This window comes from Microcoleus sp. B3-D2 (assembly GCF_036705345.1).
In the GTDB taxonomy this organism is placed as follows: Bacteria; Cyanobacteriota; Cyanobacteriia; order Cyanobacteriales; family Microcoleaceae; genus Microcoleus.
The window spans coordinates 13,756-29,482 of record NZ_JAUBUG010000044.1 but is presented as its reverse complement, the minus strand read 5'-3'; the positions used below and the strand labels follow the sequence as shown (position 1 = coordinate 29,482).

Sequence of the window (15,727 nt, the reverse complement as noted above, 5' to 3'; positions counted from 1 at the left end):
GCTTTATGATTCGCCGCTACATTGCTAGCATCAGCACCAGCATCTTAAAACGTACCTGCGCCGCAACCGCCTTGCTAGCCTTAACTTTGGGATGTTCGTCAACGAAGCCGCCCAACACCGCAGCGCCATCGGGTTCGATCGAATCCGCAGTCTTAGCGCAGTCCCCAACGTCTCTGTTAGCCCGAAACCCCAACAAATCCAAAAAATCCGTCAGCGTTTCTTCATGCCCTCAAAACGATGGCTTCACCGAGGCAGTTAACTTTGCCACCCAAGCTTCTAATTTGGCTCAATCAGCCAATTCAAAACAAGAGTGGGACAAAGTAGCCGCCCTGTGGGTACAGGCCGTCGCCTGGATGCAAGCGGTTCCCGCCGGCAGTCCCAGACGGGCGTTTGCGGAGAAAAAAGTAATCGAGTACATGAGAAACCTGGTTTATTCCCAGCAGCAAGCGAGCGCAACCAGATCGCAAGCCAGTACAGTCAGCTTCAGCAGCGATTTGCTAAACGAACAACTAGAACTTTACCTATCCTACGTTGCTGCGGTCGGCCCGCCAGATGTTTTGATTGTCGGCAGTTCCCGGGCATTGCAGGGCGTCGATCCCAAACAGCTAAAACAATCTTTGGCCCAAAGGGGCCGTCCCGGCTTAAAAGTATTTAACTTTTCAGTCAACGGCGCAACTGCACAAGTAGTTGACTTTCAACTGCGGCGGCTTTTGAAGCCGGGTCATTTGCCTCAAATGATTGTCTGGGCGGATGGTGTGCGCGGATTTAACAGCGGCCGGGACGATCGCACTTTTAATTCGATCGTCGATTCTGAAGGCAGCCAACTTTTAGCAGCAGGCATTCGCCCCGAACTGCCGTCGGATGAACCCAACGAGATTCCGCTGTGTTACAGATTCCCGCAGCCCTGCGCTAACAACACTTTCCGCAAAGCATTGGCATCTGTCGATCGACCTTTCAGGGGCGGACAAGATGCCCACCCCACAATCAAATTCCTGTCTAGTGGAACCGGCATCTTGCCCGTTGCTGACACCCACCCCACAATCAAATTCCTGTCTAGTGGAACCGGTATCTTGCCCGTTGCTGAGAATGCTGCAAGATATGAGTTAAAACCGCTCGCAGCGAATGCAGCAACCCAAAAAGCACAATTGATTCCAGTCTCGCGACGCACAACAGTAGCCATGAGACAACTCAACCAATTGGCAGATTCGATCGACTCTAACGGATTCATGGCTATATCGGGCACTTACAACCCCAACACTTATTATCGAGAACGCGCTTACGTTTCAGGCCAGTACGATCGCGACTACGAAAACTTCAACCTCGGAGGCAAACAAGCAACAGCCTTTAATTCAGTTGTAGCATTTACCAAAGCTCGCAAAATTCCCCTAATTTTCGTTAATTTGCCCCTCACCAACGACTACTTAGACGGAACTCGCCTGTGGGCAGAACAGCAGTTCCGGCAGCGAATGCAGCAACTCTCGCGGCAAAAAGGCTTCGCTTTCCGCGACTTGTCGCAGCGCTGGCCGGGCCGTAACGACTATTTTTTTGACCCCAGCCACCTCAACCGCTTTGGGGCGATCGCAGTTTCTCGCCTGCTCGCGGCCGATTCCAGCATTATCTGGCCGCGGCCCAAATCCAGCCGCAGCGAGGGATAATACCATTTTCGATTTTCGATTTTCGATTAAAGAATTGGGAATGACAGATGATATCAAATCTGCCCTTCATGGGAATTATTCATCTCTCTTCCCTTCCTCTGTATCCTCTGCGTCCTCTGCGGTTTAATCATTCCGATATAACCGGAATTGATACGAGATAAGGGTTTGCAGCTTGCCAAAAATTGGATTACTTTTTGGAATTGCTATAAACCAGAGGCAGAGTCTCCGAGGGGAGATGCCCTGCGGATCGGAATAATATTTTTCCGAGTACAGTGCGATCGTCCCGGTCGCGGCACTTCAGTCTAAAATCTCATCATCTAAAATCTAAAATCGATGTGCACTGCGATCGTCCCGCTCGCGGCAATTCAGTCTAAAATCTAATCATCTAAAATCCAAAATCTAAAATCTAAAATCGATAGGTTGTGCAACTAAAACAAGTAATTATCGCCCACAAAGCCAGAGATACCCTCAGCCAGCGTTGGGCAGAACAGTGTGCCCGCCAATTAGAAAGTCGCGGGTGTCACGTTTTAATGGGGCCCAGCGGCGCGAAAGATAACCCGTATCCGGTGTTTTTAGCTTCTAGTAACAGCCCTATTGATTTAGCGGTAGTGCTGGGGGGCGACGGTACGGCCCTAGCTGCCGCGCGGAATTTGGCGGCTGACGGCATCCCGATTTTGGCAGCGAATGTGGGGGGACATCTGGGGTTTTTAACCGAGTCTTTTGAGGATTTCCAAAATACTGAGGAGATTTGGGACAGACTTTCGGAAGATAGGTATGCTGTGCAGAAGCGGATGATGTTGCAGGCAACAGTTTTTGAGGGAAACAGAAGCAATCTCGAACCCCAAAGCGATCGATTTTTGGCACTAAATGAAATGTGTGTCAAACCTGCTTCAGCCGATCGAATGCCGAGCTGTATTCTAGAAATGGAAGTTGACGGCGAAGTAGTCGATCAGTATCAAGGCGACGGTTTAATTGTGGCAACTCCCACCGGTTCGACTTGCTACACCGCATCTGCCAACGGGCCGATTATGCACTCGGGAATGGATGCGATCGCAGTTACTCCGATTTGCCCTTTGAGTTTATCCAGTCGGGCGATCGTACTCCCGCCCGGTTCAGTCGTCAGCATTTGGCCTTTAGCAGATTACGAACTCAGTACCAAACTCTGGACAGACGGCATTTTGGGTACTGCAATTTGGCCAGGACAGCGCGTAGACGTGCGGAGGGCAGACTGCGAAGCCAAGTTTATCATTTTGCGGAAAAACTATTCTTATTACAACACTTTGAGGGAAAAACTTCACTGGGCAGGAGCCAGAATTCGCTACAGCAACAATCACCGCAATTAATCCGAATCATCCACCATGAAACTGCATTAACCCCTAGGACACGTAAGCGTGAAAAAACCTGTTAAATCACCAACAATCTAGATACAAAAACCGCCCTCAGCCAACCCATAATCTCTGTACTTTGTTAAGATCGCTCAATATCTTGACAAACAGCCTGATCCATGCAGATTTCCAAAAAATCAACCCGACCTTTCAACCCTCAAGATACATATCCCTGTCCCGTGTGCCGCACCGGTCAAATTTCCACCCTAGCGCTGATGGACGCCCTAGCTTGCAACTTCTGCCAGCACATTTATACCGCAAGCGTTGAAAGACAATCGCTCCAAATGGCCGATCGCCAACCGCCCGTAACTTGGCACTGGAACGGCAAACAGTGGATAGGAGCCCACCTCGAAGGCGTAGAATTCGGATGGCCCTACTTTGCAGCGGCTCTTGGTCTAATTTTCCTTCCCACTACCTTGCTGGGACTTTCAGCTTACTATTTTCCCCCGGTTCCCGGCAGCCGGTTGTCCTGGCTGCCCGTAGCTTGGACAGGCTTAGCTTTTTTGTCGCATTTAGGCATTGTGCTGTGGTTGGTAGGTGAATTTTATCAATTCCCGGTGGTGACTTACTTCAGAGCTTGGGGGCGCAGGATTAGCCGGCGCTAGCTTAAATGCTCTCTAACAGCCGATCGCCCTCCGGCGGGTCACCGACATCGATCCAGGTAAAATTAGAGGCGATCGCAAAACACTCGCCCAAATCCGCACTTAAGCAGCTATAATCGATAGCTATTCTAAATAGTCAGATACAAACGCATTGCGATTTGTGAGGAGACGAATGAACATACTTGGAATCTCGGCGTACTATCACGACAGCGCCGCAGCCTTAATTCGCGATGGAGAAATTATAGCCGCAGCGCAGGAAGAAAGATTTTCCCGCAAAAAGCACGACGCCAGATTTCCCAAGAATGCGATCGCTTATTGCTTGAAAGAAGCGAAAATAGATTTGCGGGAACTCGATCACATAGTCTTTTACGACAAACCTTTAGTCAAATTCGAGCGCCTTCTCGAAACCTATTTAGCCTACGCCCCCCAAGGTTTTCGCTCTTTCCTAACAGCCATGCCGATATGGCTCAAAGAAAAGCTTTACCTCAAAACCATGCTCAAAAGAGAGCTTGCAGAAATGGCAAACTGCAAAACGAATAAACTGCCATCTCTGCTATTTACCGAACACCACCAATCGCACGCAGCATCGGCATTTTTTCCCAGCCCGTTTCAAAAAGCAGCCGTTTTGTGCCTCGACGGCGTGGGCGAGTGGGCAACAACCTCAGTTTGGTTGGGAGACGGGAACGAACTTACACCTCAGTGGGAAATTGATTTTCCCCACTCCTTGGGTTTGCTTTATTCAGCTTTCACCTATTACACCGGCTTCAAAGTCAACTCTGGCGAATACAAACTCATGGGTTTAGCACCTTACGGCGAACCCAAGTATGTAGACAAAATTCTCAACTATTTAATCGACCTCAAAGATGACGGAACTTTCCGTTTGAACATGGATTATTTCAACTATACAGTTGGCTTAACCATGACAAACAAGAAGTTTGACGAACTGTTTGAAGGGCCGCCGCGTCAAGCTGAAGGAAAATTGACTCAGCGAGAAATGGACATTGCAGCTTCCATTCAAGTTGTTACCGAAGAAGTTGTTTTGCGGCTTTGCAGAACAGTTAAAAAAGAATTGAATGTCGATTATCTTTGTCTTGCCGGCGGCGTTGCTCTCAACTGCGTTGCTAACGGTAGACTATTGCGGGAAGGTATTTTCAAAGATATTTGGATTCAGCCGGCGGCGGGAGATGCTGGCGGTGCTTTGGGCGCGGCTTTGGCGATTTGGTACCAGTATTGCGAACAAACTCGCACTGTGAGCGCCAACTCGACAGCAAATAGTATAGAATCCCTCAAGACTGAACTTGTCACTACAAACGCAGCGGTTGAGGAGAGGACTTCCGTTGTCACTACAAATCAAGCGGTGGCAACTGTGGCGAAATCAGTTGCTCATTTAACTTGTCACGATCAAATGCGCGGCTCTTATTTGGGCCCGAGGTTTACTGACGCAGAAATTCTCGAATATTTGGATGCTGTCAAAGCCAGCTACCACCGATTGGACGATGCCGAATTAATGCCGCAGTTGGCTGAGATTTTGGAACAGGGAAATGTGGTGGGATGGTTCCAAGGGCGGATGGAATTTGGGCCGCGGGCTCTGGGCGGTCGATCGATCATTGGCGATCCCCGCAGTGCTAAAATGCAGTCCGTGATGAACCTGAAAATTAAATATCGGGAATCATTTCGACCTTTTGCTCCGTCAATCTTAGCTGAGCGAGTTGCGGATTATTTCGAGATTGACCATTCTAGCCCTTATATGCTATTAGTAGCACCTGTCAAAGCCAGTCTCCGTATTCCGATGACTCCCGAACAAGAGCAGTTGTTTGGCATTGAAAAGCTCAACATTCCGCGATCGGAGATTCCGGCTGTCACCCACGTCGATTACTCGGCTCGCATCCAAACTGTTCACAAAGAAACCAATCCTCGCTACTATGACTTAATCAGCCATTTTGAAAAGCGATCGGGCTGTTCTATTGTGGTAAATACTTCTTTCAACGTCCGAGGCGAACCGATTGTTTGCACTCCAGAGGATGCTTACCGCTGTTTCATGCGAACCGAAATGGACTATCTAGTTTTGGAAAATTACTTGCTTCCCAAGTCAGAACAAATTCCTTGGAAACAAGATGATGCTTGGAAAAATGAATTTGAACTAGATTAGTCATTAGTCAGTTGGCAGTGGGCAGTTGTGAGTTGTTAGTTGGCAATTGTCATTCTTCCTTCTTCCCTCTTCCCTCTTCCTTCTTCCCTCTTCCTTCTTCCCTCTTCCTTCTTCCCCATGAGCGACGAAATTAAAAAACTCGATAAAAAGGGCTTGCGCGATTTCGGGCTGCTAATTGGCGGCTTAATTGCAGTGCTGTTCGGTTTAGCAGTACCTTTACTGCGGCGGCATTCTCTACCTTGGTGGCCTTGGGCAGTCTGCGGAGTGCTAGTGCTGCTAGCATTGGTTGCGCCGAAATCGCTGAATCCCGTTTATCACGCGTGGATGCACTTTGGACTTATTCTTAACAAAATCGAAACGCCGATCGTCCTAGGGATTGTTTTTTACCTGATAATTTGGCCGATGGGAGTGATCAAAAACATTTTCGGCGAAGATGCGATGCGACGAAAACTCAATCCCAAAATGGATACTTACCGCATCCCAAGTAAAACAAGAACAAAAGTTAGTATGGAGCGTCCTTTTTAAGTGTTTGAAGCAACTTTAGATTTTCTCAAAGATTTGTGGGCGTTTATGAAAGAACGCCAAAAATATTGGCTGTTGCCGTTAATTGTGACTTTAGTCTTTTTGGGAGCTTTGATTGTATTGAGTCAGGGTTCTGTGATTGCTCCGTTTATTTACACCCTGTTTTGAAAGAATGAGCAAGTTGAAAAATTTGGGTGTCAATTTGGGTTTGACACTCGGCGGTTTATTGATGGGGGTGGTAATTGGTGAAGTTGGGTTGCGAGTTGCTAGAGTTGAGGGCTATCCAAAAATAGGAGATTTCGTAGACTCGGCGCCAACTCGTTTCCACACTTCCGATCCGAATTTGGGCTGGAAGCTGAAACCGGGTACGTCGGGGGAGTGGAATGGGGAAGGTGCGAGTGTTGTGCAGGTGAATAGCGAGGGTTTGCGCGATCGTGAACATACAAAAGCGAAACCTCCAAATACTTTGCGCGTGGCGGTTTTGGGCGATTCTTTCACCGAAGCTATTCAGGTACCTGTCGAACAAACTTTCTGGTCGAAATTGGAACGAAAGTTAGGCAACTGCGAAGCTGTTAAGGGACGCAAAAATGTTGAGGTCATGAATTTCGGGGTGCAGGGCTACGGTACTGCTCAACAATTGATAATGCTGCGAAAAAAAGTGTGGGATTACAATCCTGATATTGTAATACTTGCCTTTTTTATTGGCAATGATATAATTAACAATTCGCCGCAATTGGAATACGATCGCTACCGACCATTTTTTGCTTATGATGCTAGCGGCAAGTTAGTACCGGATATGTCTTTTCGCAATCTGGCGCCGATCGACCGCAACGAAAGAGCAGTTTCTTTCGTTGACCGGATGCCCAGTTTGCTCGTCAACAATTCGCGCATTTTGCAGGTCATTAAAAAAGTAGACTTAGAGCGGAAAAAGCGGGAGTTATCGGCACACTTTACCACTTTAAGTACCCAAAACCTCAAGGAACCTCAGGATGCAGCTTGGCAAGAGGCTTGGAGGGTGACAGAGGGTTTGATTGTGACGATGCGGAATGAAGTCGTGCAGAAAAATGCTGATTTCTTGGTTGTGACGATCGGCGATCCGATGCAAGTTAGGCCGGAGGCCGAGAGGCGAAAAAATTTTATGAGAAAGAACAACATTCAGGATTTGTTTTATCCCGATAGGCGGCTGGCAAAATTGGGCGCGCGCGAGGGTTTTCGGGTACTGAATTTATCCGAACAGATCCAAGGTTACACGGAAAAATATCAAGTCTGCGCCCACGGTTTTGAGAATTCTGTACCCTGTGGGGGTCACTGGAATGAACTAGGGCATCGGCTGGCTAGTATCTTGATTAACAGAAATTTGTGCGAAAATTTGAAGCAGTCTCAAGTCCCCAAAAAACAACCGTAAGCCGTCAAATTTCATGAAAGATTCAACGGTACTCGAAAAAAGCAAAAATATATTAATTATAATAGCGGTTAATTTGGCGATCGCCTTTATTTGTCTGGAAGCTTTGTCGCTAGCTTTTTATTTTATCAACCAAAAGCAGTTTTTTTATACCCGAACTAAAGCCAAAGAACAAGTAGTAGAAGATATTGAACGGCTCGGAATTAGAGTAGATGAATCTATCGTAGAAAGACTGCACCCGTTTTTTGGCTACGTACTCAAACAAGGTGCTTTTACCAATGAAAAATTAAAGTTAAAAGTCAACAAACACGGCTTTTTTTCCCTCTACGAATATCCGTTTGTTAAAACCAATAAAAATCAAGTTATTATCGGAGTTTATGGGGGCTCAGTTGCGAATAATTTTGCCGTTAATGAATACGTAAATCGCAGATTGTCTAACAAATTGAAGACTTATCCAGAATTTGCAAACAAGGAAATTATTGTTTTAAATTTTGGCAATGGTGGCTACAAACAGCCCCAACAATTATTAATTTTAAATTACTTTCTGGCTTTGGGTCAAGAATTAGATTTAGTCATCAATATTGACGGTTTTAACGAAGTAGCACTGTCAAATTTAAACAACAAATCTCAAGTAGAAATAGGAATGCCCAGCGTTCAGCACATACAGCCTCTGACGGGTTTAGCCAACAACAACTTGTCACCGGAAGCGATGAGTTCGATAGTACAAATTAACGAAAACAAAAAACAGTTGAAAGCAGGTATTGACAAATTGCAAACTTGTCAGCTTGCTTTGTGTCACGCTGTTACCTCGCTACAGGTGAAACAATTAATCAACAATTACCAGCAAGCAGTTGTCAAGTACGATACGCAAGTCAAACAATCCAACTCAGACACGGCAAATAGCAGTATAGTGTACATTCCCAAAGCTGACTCTGTTTTCGAGGATGCCGCTGCTTTTGACAAAATGGCATCGATGTGGTACCAATCGTCGATCGGGATGAATCAAATTTTATCAAGTAGAAAGATTAAGTATTTTCACTTTATCCAGCCCAACCAGTATTATCCCACTAAGCGAGCCTTTACCGCCAAGGAAAACGAAATCGCGCTTAACAAAGAGAGTCCTTACATTGAAGGGGTAAAAAAAGGTTATCCGGTATTGTTGTCCAAAGTGGATGATTTGCAAAAAGCTGGGGTTAATGTTTTTAGCGCAGTGAATATTTTAGACAATACAAAAGACACGGTTTACAAAGATGCCTGCTGCCACTATAATTCAGTGGGAGAAGAAGTATTGGCAAATTATATTTCTAGTTCTATTATTAAAGTAGTCAGGGAGTCGAAATAGAGGTTTATGAAAGATTTAAAAGTCCTCAAAAAAGGACAAGAATTTCTAAAAATTGCTTTAATTAACTTAGCGCTTTTACTTGTTTTTCTGGAACTTGGTTCCTTGGGATGGTATTTTGTCAAGCACAAGCAATTTTTCTATACTAGAGAAAAGACGCAAGATAAGTCGGCTTTAGGAATTAATTTAGAAGGAGTGCGACTGAATCAGTCTATTGTCGAAAGGTTTCATCCTTTTTTTGGGTTTATTCAACAACCCAGCGCTGATTTTAGACCTGGTTTTAAAGTCAATAATTATGGGTTTATTTCTCCTTACGATTACCCTTTTAAAAAAACTAAAAATAATCAGTTTTTTATCGGAGTTTTTGGCGGTTCTGTGGCTTCCGATTATGCCATATTTCAAGTTCAGAATCAAATTTTACCTAAATACCTCAAACAGTTGCCCGGTTTAAAAGATAAAGAATTTGTAATTTTGTCTTTTGCGACGGGAGGCTACAAACAGCCGCAGCAATTATTAATTTTAAACTACTTTTTGGCTTTAGGTCAAGAATTAGATATGGTCGTCAATATAGATGGTTTTAATGAAGTAGCACTTTCTAATTTAAACAATAAAAATAAAGTCGCTTTGGCGATGCCAAGCATTCAGCATATTTCGCCGCTGGCTAACTTCGCAAATAATAGCCTTTCTACTAAGGCTATGGAAGCAACTCTCAGAATTCAAGAAAATAAAACTAGGATTAATCAGGCTTTGTCAAGTTGGCAAAACTGCTCTTTAGCTGCGTGCAATGCTTTGACTTCTGTTTACGTTCAACATCTAGTAAATAACTATAAAACCGATGTTCTTAAGTTTGAAGAAGAACGGACTAAACAACAAAAAGATGACAGTGCCAGCGTTATTTATATCAATACTAATAAGTCGGTTTTACAGGATTCAGTAGCTTTTGAAGAAATGGCACGGAATTGGGCAAAAAGTTCAATTTTTATGCACAAAGTCCTGTCGGCTAGTAATGTACCTTATTTTCATGTTCTTCAGCCTAATCAATATTATCAGACCAAAAGGGTGTTTGGTGAAGCAGAAAAGCAGATTGCTTTTAACAAGGAGACTCCTTATGCTAAATCTGTACAAATTGGATATCCGGCTCTTTTCAAAAAGTTTCCGAATTTGGAAAAAAATAATATCAATCTAGTGAATGCTGTCAATGTTTTTGACAAGACTAAAGAGGCTGTTTATGTAGATAGCTGCTGCCACTACAATCAAGCTGGAGAGGTGGTTTTCAGCAATTATGTAGGTCGTTCTATTCTGGAATCTTTGCGGAAAGATGAGGCTAGAAGCAAAAAGAAGTAGGTCTGAAATATCCGCTGAATGGTTGATGTAGGGTGCGCCTAGCGCACCTTACCGCTGAGTTTAAATTTTAGGTGTTTGGTTGGGTTCTAGGTCGATCGCCCGCTGAGTCGATCGGCATTACCAATATCTTATCAACTCGGTTGCCGTCCATATCGACTACTTCCACGCGCAAACCGTTCCACTCAAAATGCTCGGCTGCTGTGGGAATTTTGCCCAAATTTGTAATCACAAAACCGCCCATTGTGTGATAACTTCCTTTGTGTTCTGCTGACTCTTCGATTCCAAACAGCTCAAAAAAATCTTCGACTGCTAGCATTCCGTCTAACAGCCAAGAACCGTCTTCGCGCTGCACGGCTTCGGGCTCGTCAGCATCTTCAATCGAGGGAAAGTCGCCAACGAGTTCGACTAAAATGTCGTTGACTGTAACCAATCCTTGAATGACGCCGTATTCGTCTACCACCAAGGCAATTTGATTGCTAGATTGCTTGAAAAGCTCTAATACTTTTAACCCCCGCGTGCTTTCCGGTACAAATAAAGGCCGCCGTAAAGAAGCGCTTAAATCGAGGGGTTGACCGGTTAAAGTCCTCGACAGCATATCTGTAACGTGTACTAAACCGAGCACGTTGTCGAGGCCTCCTTGACACACTGGAAACCGAGAATGACCGCTGCCGAGCATTTTTTGGCGGTTTTCTTCTACTGAGTCGTCGAGGTCGAGCCAGGTAAGATCGGGCCGCGGGGTCATTAAGGCGCTGACTCGCCGATCGCCCAAACGAAAGACTCTTTCTACCATGTCTTGTTCGGCTTCTTCAAAGGTTCCGGCTTCTGTCCCTTGCTCTATTAAAACTTTAATTTCTTCCTCTGTAACTTGCGGTTCTGTTGAAGGCACAATCCCCATGATCCGCATCACTAAGTCAGTGGAATGACTTAACAGATAAACCGCAGGAGCGCCAATTTTTGAGAGCATTCGCATGGGAATTGCTACGCTAGAAGCGATCGGCTCCGGGTTGTTGAGCGCTAGCCGCTTCGGCACGAGTTCGCCGATAATTAAGGTCAGATAAGTGATGGTTAAAACTGCTACTACTGAGGCGATCGTCTTAGAGTAGGGCGCGAGGACAGGAATCAGGTTCAACAAAGGCTCTACTCTTCTAGAAATCGTCGTTTCTCCAAAAGCGCCCGACAGAATGGCCAGCATCGTAATCCCGATTTGAACTGTCGGTAAGAACTGATTGGGGGCATTAGCCAGATCCAAGGCTACGCGGGCATTGGTTGAACCTTGGTTGGCCATCTGTTGCAGTCTCACCTTCCGTACAGAGATGATGGCCATCTCTGACATCACAAACAAGCCATTGAGGAAAATTAGCAGGAGAACAATCAGAATATCGGTACTTGGGGACATTTCTAAAATTTTCGGTAGTAACGGCTAAGCGCTCTGCCCGGTTAAAGGAGAAGCCTGCAAGCTGCGAATCTCGATCGCAAAAGCGAAATTTTTTCTAAACCTGTCACTAGATTAACGTCCCGGGCTCGATCGCGATCGCAGGATCGAGATATTAAAGCAGAAATCTATCTCCAGTTAAGTTCCAATGCGTCAAGAGCACAGCGGCACAATCATGGATGTTTGTCGTACAATCTCCTTAACAGGCAAAGGGAAAGAGCCTTCGCCGATCGGGGATTAAAATTAAAAGCGCATGACTTTCTCTTCAATAATTCGTACCCTGGGGCGATCGCCCCTAGCAACAGAACTCCTCAACAAGCTCAAGCGCCATCGCTGCTTGCAACTCAACGGCATCGCTCGTTTGCCCAAAGGTTTAGTAGCTTCCGCCCTCGCACAGCAAGAAGGGCGGAGTTTACTGGTAGTGACGGCCACTCTAGAAGAAGCGGGCCGCTGGGTGGCAGGGCTGGAGGCTATGGGCTGGCAGACTGTGCATTTTTACCCAACTTCGGAGGCTTCGCCCTACGAGCTATCTTACTCCGACGAGAACGAAATGACTTGGGGACAAATGCAGGTGCTGGCGGATTTGGTTGAAAAACGAGAAACAAACGCTAATTCTAAGCCGATCGCGATTGTAGCTACCGAAAGAGCTCTCCAGTCTCACTTGCCGCCACCTGCTGTTTTTGAACCCTACTGTCTGACGCTGAAGCGAGGTGCGGTTCAAGACTCGAAGATACTTGACCGCCAACTGGTGTCGATGGGGTACGATCGGGTGGCTCTGGTGGAAATGGAGGGTCAGTGGAGCCGTCGCGGTGATATTGTCGATGTGTTTCCGGTGGCGGCTGAGTTGCCGGTGCGGCTGGAGTGGTTTGGGGATGATTTGGAGCAAATTCGGGAGTTCGATCCGTCTTCGCAGCGATCGCTCGATAAGGTCGAGCGATTAGTTTTAACTCCTACTAATTTTAACACAATTATTAAAGCAGTTTTATCTGAAAAAAAGCTTGACGCAATCAACCACCTAGGCTCTTTCGATCCCGAAAATGAAGTGGAAAATGAAGGGGAAAAATTTGTCCGCAGGCTGTTGGGTTTAGCGTTCGAGCAACCTGCATCTTTGTTGGATTATTTGACAGAAAATACTTTAGTTGTTATTGACGAACCCCAAGGGTGCGAAGCTCACAGCGACCGCTGGTTTGAGAATGCACAGGAACAGTGGAATAATTGCAATCGGGAATCGGCAGTTGCTGATGAGACAACAGAAAAATTGCCAATTGCTAATTTGAAAGTTCCGAAAATTCACCGCACTTTTGCTGAATCAATAGCAGATGTCGCAGCTTTCGATCGGCTAGAACTTTCTGAATTGGCAGAAGATTCTACTTCTAAAAAATTTCAAAGCTCTGCGGAGCTCGACCAGCTAGCGCCTGCGATTAATTTGGCTTCTCGGCCTGTGCCGGTGATGCCTCACCAATTTGCGAAGCTGTCTCAAATGCTCAGGGAAGAGCGCGATCGGGGTTTTACCATTTTTCTGGTTTCTGCTCAACCGAGCCGATCGGTTTCTCTGCTTTCGGAACACGACTGTCCGGCTCAGTTTGTGGTGAATCCGCGCGATTATTTGGCGATCGACAAGTTGCAATTGCAGCACATTCCGGTTGCTTTGAAGTACAGCGGGCTGGCAGAATTGGAAGGTTTTATTCTGCCGACTTTTCGGATTGTTTTAATTACCGATCGGGAATTTTACGGTCAGCATTCTCTTGCTACTTTTAGCTACGTCCGCAAGCGCCGTCGCGCTGCTTCTAAGCAAGTAGACCCGAATAAATTAAGCCCTGGTGATTATGTGGTTCACCGCCAGCACGGAGTGGGTAAATTTATCAAATTGGAACGTTTGACGATCGATCGCGAAACTCGCGAGTATTTATTGATTCAATACGCTGACGGTACTCTGAGAGTGGCGGCAGATCAGTTGGGCGCTTTGTCGAGGTTTCGGACTGTAGGCGATAAAGTACCGGATCTAAACAAGCTGACAGGTCAAACTTGGGAAAAAACTAAAACTAAGGTTCGCAAAGCTGTTAAAAAATTGGCAGTGGATTTGCTGAATCTTTATGCTAAAAGAGCTAAACAAACAGGTTACGCTTTTCCTCCTGATATGCCTTGGCAACAAGAATTGGAGGATTCTTTTCCTTACCAGCCAACCCCCGATCAGTTGAAGGCAACTCAGGATGTGAAACGCGACATGGAGGGCGATCGACCGATGGATCGCTTGGTCTGCGGGGATGTCGGTTTTGGTAAGACAGAAGTTGCTCTGAGAGCGATTTTTAAGGCGGTTACGGCGGGCAAGCAGGTGGCTTTGCTCGCGCCGACGACGATTTTGACCCAACAGCACTATCACACGCTCTCGGAGCGTTTTTCCCCTTATCCGATCGAAGTTGGTTTGCTCAATCGCTTTCGCACTGAAACCGAGCGCCGGGAGATTCACAAGCGTTTGGCGACTGGGGAATTAGATGTGATTGTCGGTACTCAAGCTGTTTTGAGCAAAGCCATTAAATTTCGGGATTTGGGCTTGTTGGTGGTGGATGAAGAACAGCGGTTTGGAGTTAAGCAAAAGGAAGCGATTAAAGCTCTCAAAACAGAGGTAGATGTTCTGACTCTGACAGCAACGCCGATTCCCCGGACTTTGTATATGTCGCTGTCGGGGATTCGCGAGATGAGTTTGATTGCGACTCCGCCTCCCAGCAGGCGCCCGATTCAGACGCATTTGGCTCCCTATAACCCGGAAGTGGTGCGATCGGCAATTCGTCAAGAGTTGGACAGGGGCGGTCAGGTTTTTTACGTGGTGCCGCGGATTGAGGGGATTGATGAGTTGGCCGCTCAGTTGCAGGAGATGGTACCGTCTGCCAGAATTGCGATCGCCCACGGTCAAATGGATGCTTCGGAATTAGAATCGGTCATGCTGACTTTCAGTGCTGCAGATTTCGATATTTTGGTGTGCACGACGATTATTGAGTCGGGTTTGGATATTCCGCGAGTCAATACTATTTTAATTGAAGACGCGCAGCGCTTTGGTTTGGGTCAGCTTTACCAGTTGCGGGGACGGGTGGGACGCGCGGGGATTCAAGCTCATGCTTGGCTGTTTTATCCCAAGCAGAATAAGCTGTCTGATGCTGCAAGGCAGCGGCTGCGGGCAATTCAAGAGTTTGCCCAGTTGGGCTCGGGCTATCAGTTGGCTGTCCGAGATATGGAAATTCGCGGTTCGGGTGATGTTTTGGGTACTGAACAATCTGGTCAAATGGAGGCGATCGGTTTTGATTTGTATGCTGAAATGTTAGAGGAGGCTATTCGCGAAATTAAGGGTCAGGAAATTCCGAAAGTTGAAGACGCGCAAATTGACCTAACTTTGACGGCGTTTATTCCTGCAGATTACATCGCAGATTTGGATCAAAAGATGAGCGCTTATCGGTCTGTGGCTTCTGCTAATACTCCAGAAGAGTTACAGCAGATTCAGGCCGATTGGTGCGATCGTTATGGGCCAATTCCTCTTCCAGCCCAGCAACTTATCCGTGTGGTAGAACTCAAACAAATCGCTAAAAAAATCGGTTTTTCTCGGATCAAACCGGAGAATAAGCAGCACATAGTTTTGGAAACAGCTATGGAAGAACCTGCTTGGAATTTGCTCAAGGCTAATTTGCCGGAACATTTGCGCTCTCGTTTTGTCTACAGCAAGGGGAAGGTTACTATTCGGGGTATGGCGGTTTTGACGGCCCAAAAGCAATTGGATAATTTGATTGATTGGCTGGGTAAAATGCAGGGCGCTTTGCCGGAAGCAAATCTTTGATTTTAATATATAATCCCCCAATGTCGCGCACCGCCGAAACCACAGAATAATACCGATGGAACCAGAAAAAATAT

General features: G+C 46.2%; 11 protein-coding genes. 10 read left to right on the top strand and 1 reads right to left on the bottom strand.

Annotated features, from left to right (window positions below):
• Positions 1-5: 5 nt before the first annotated feature.
• From QUB14_RS17485 to QUB14_RS17445, 9 genes are all read left to right on the top strand, one after another.
• Positions 6-1,655, top strand: a complete 1,650-nt coding sequence (locus QUB14_RS17485; protein WP_333218353.1) for a hypothetical protein — start codon at positions 6-8, stop codon at positions 1,653-1,655.
• A 422-nt stretch (positions 1,656-2,077) separates the two neighbouring features.
• Complete coding sequence (locus tag QUB14_RS17480; RefSeq protein WP_333218354.1) at positions 2,078-2,998, top strand: NAD(+) kinase; 921 nt, start codon at positions 2,078-2,080, stop codon at positions 2,996-2,998.
• Between the two features lie 161 nt (positions 2,999-3,159).
• Positions 3,160-3,645: a hypothetical protein gene (locus QUB14_RS17475; protein WP_333218355.1), complete on the top strand. Its 486-nt coding sequence runs from the start codon at positions 3,160-3,162 to the stop codon at positions 3,643-3,645.
• A 169-nt stretch (positions 3,646-3,814) separates the two neighbouring features.
• Positions 3,815-5,791: a carbamoyltransferase gene (locus QUB14_RS17470; RefSeq protein ID WP_333218356.1), complete on the top strand. Its 1,977-nt coding sequence runs from the start codon at positions 3,815-3,817 to the stop codon at positions 5,789-5,791.
• A 117-nt stretch (positions 5,792-5,908) separates the two neighbouring features.
• Positions 5,909-6,316 carry an SxtJ family membrane protein gene (locus QUB14_RS17465; protein WP_333218357.1) on the top strand — a complete coding sequence of 136 codons (408 nt, stop codon included), beginning with the start codon at positions 5,909-5,911 and terminating at the stop codon, positions 6,314-6,316.
• Positions 6,317-6,481 carry a DUF5989 family protein gene (locus tag QUB14_RS17460; RefSeq protein WP_190657062.1) on the top strand — a complete coding sequence of 55 codons (165 nt, stop codon included), beginning with the start codon at positions 6,317-6,319 and terminating at the stop codon, positions 6,479-6,481. It abuts the gene before it with no gap.
• Positions 6,482-6,485: 4 nt separating this feature from the next.
• Complete coding sequence (locus tag QUB14_RS17455; RefSeq protein WP_333218358.1) at positions 6,486-7,718, top strand: SGNH/GDSL hydrolase family protein; 1,233 nt, start codon at positions 6,486-6,488, stop codon at positions 7,716-7,718.
• A 13-nt stretch (positions 7,719-7,731) separates the two neighbouring features.
• The gene (locus QUB14_RS17450; RefSeq protein ID WP_333218359.1) at positions 7,732-9,057 is read left to right on the top strand and encodes a hypothetical protein; all 1,326 of its coding nucleotides are present in this window, start codon (positions 7,732-7,734) and stop codon (positions 9,055-9,057) included.
• A gap of 6 nt (positions 9,058-9,063) precedes the next feature.
• Complete coding sequence (locus tag QUB14_RS17445; RefSeq protein WP_333218360.1) at positions 9,064-10,398, top strand: hypothetical protein; 1,335 nt, start codon at positions 9,064-9,066, stop codon at positions 10,396-10,398.
• A 67-nt stretch (positions 10,399-10,465) separates the two neighbouring features.
• Here the strand turns inward: QUB14_RS17445 and QUB14_RS17440 are convergent, their stop codons facing one another.
• The gene (locus QUB14_RS17440) at positions 10,466-11,794 is read right to left on the bottom strand and encodes a hemolysin family protein (protein WP_333218361.1); all 1,329 of its coding nucleotides are present in this window, start codon (positions 11,792-11,794) and stop codon (positions 10,466-10,468) included.
• Between the two features lie 289 nt (positions 11,795-12,083).
• Between QUB14_RS17440 and mfd the strand changes: the two genes are divergently transcribed.
• Positions 12,084-15,653, top strand: coding sequence for a transcription-repair coupling factor (mfd, locus tag QUB14_RS17435; protein WP_333218362.1), 3,570 nt, complete (start codon positions 12,084-12,086; stop codon positions 15,651-15,653).
• The last annotated feature ends 74 nt before the right edge of the window (positions 15,654-15,727 follow it).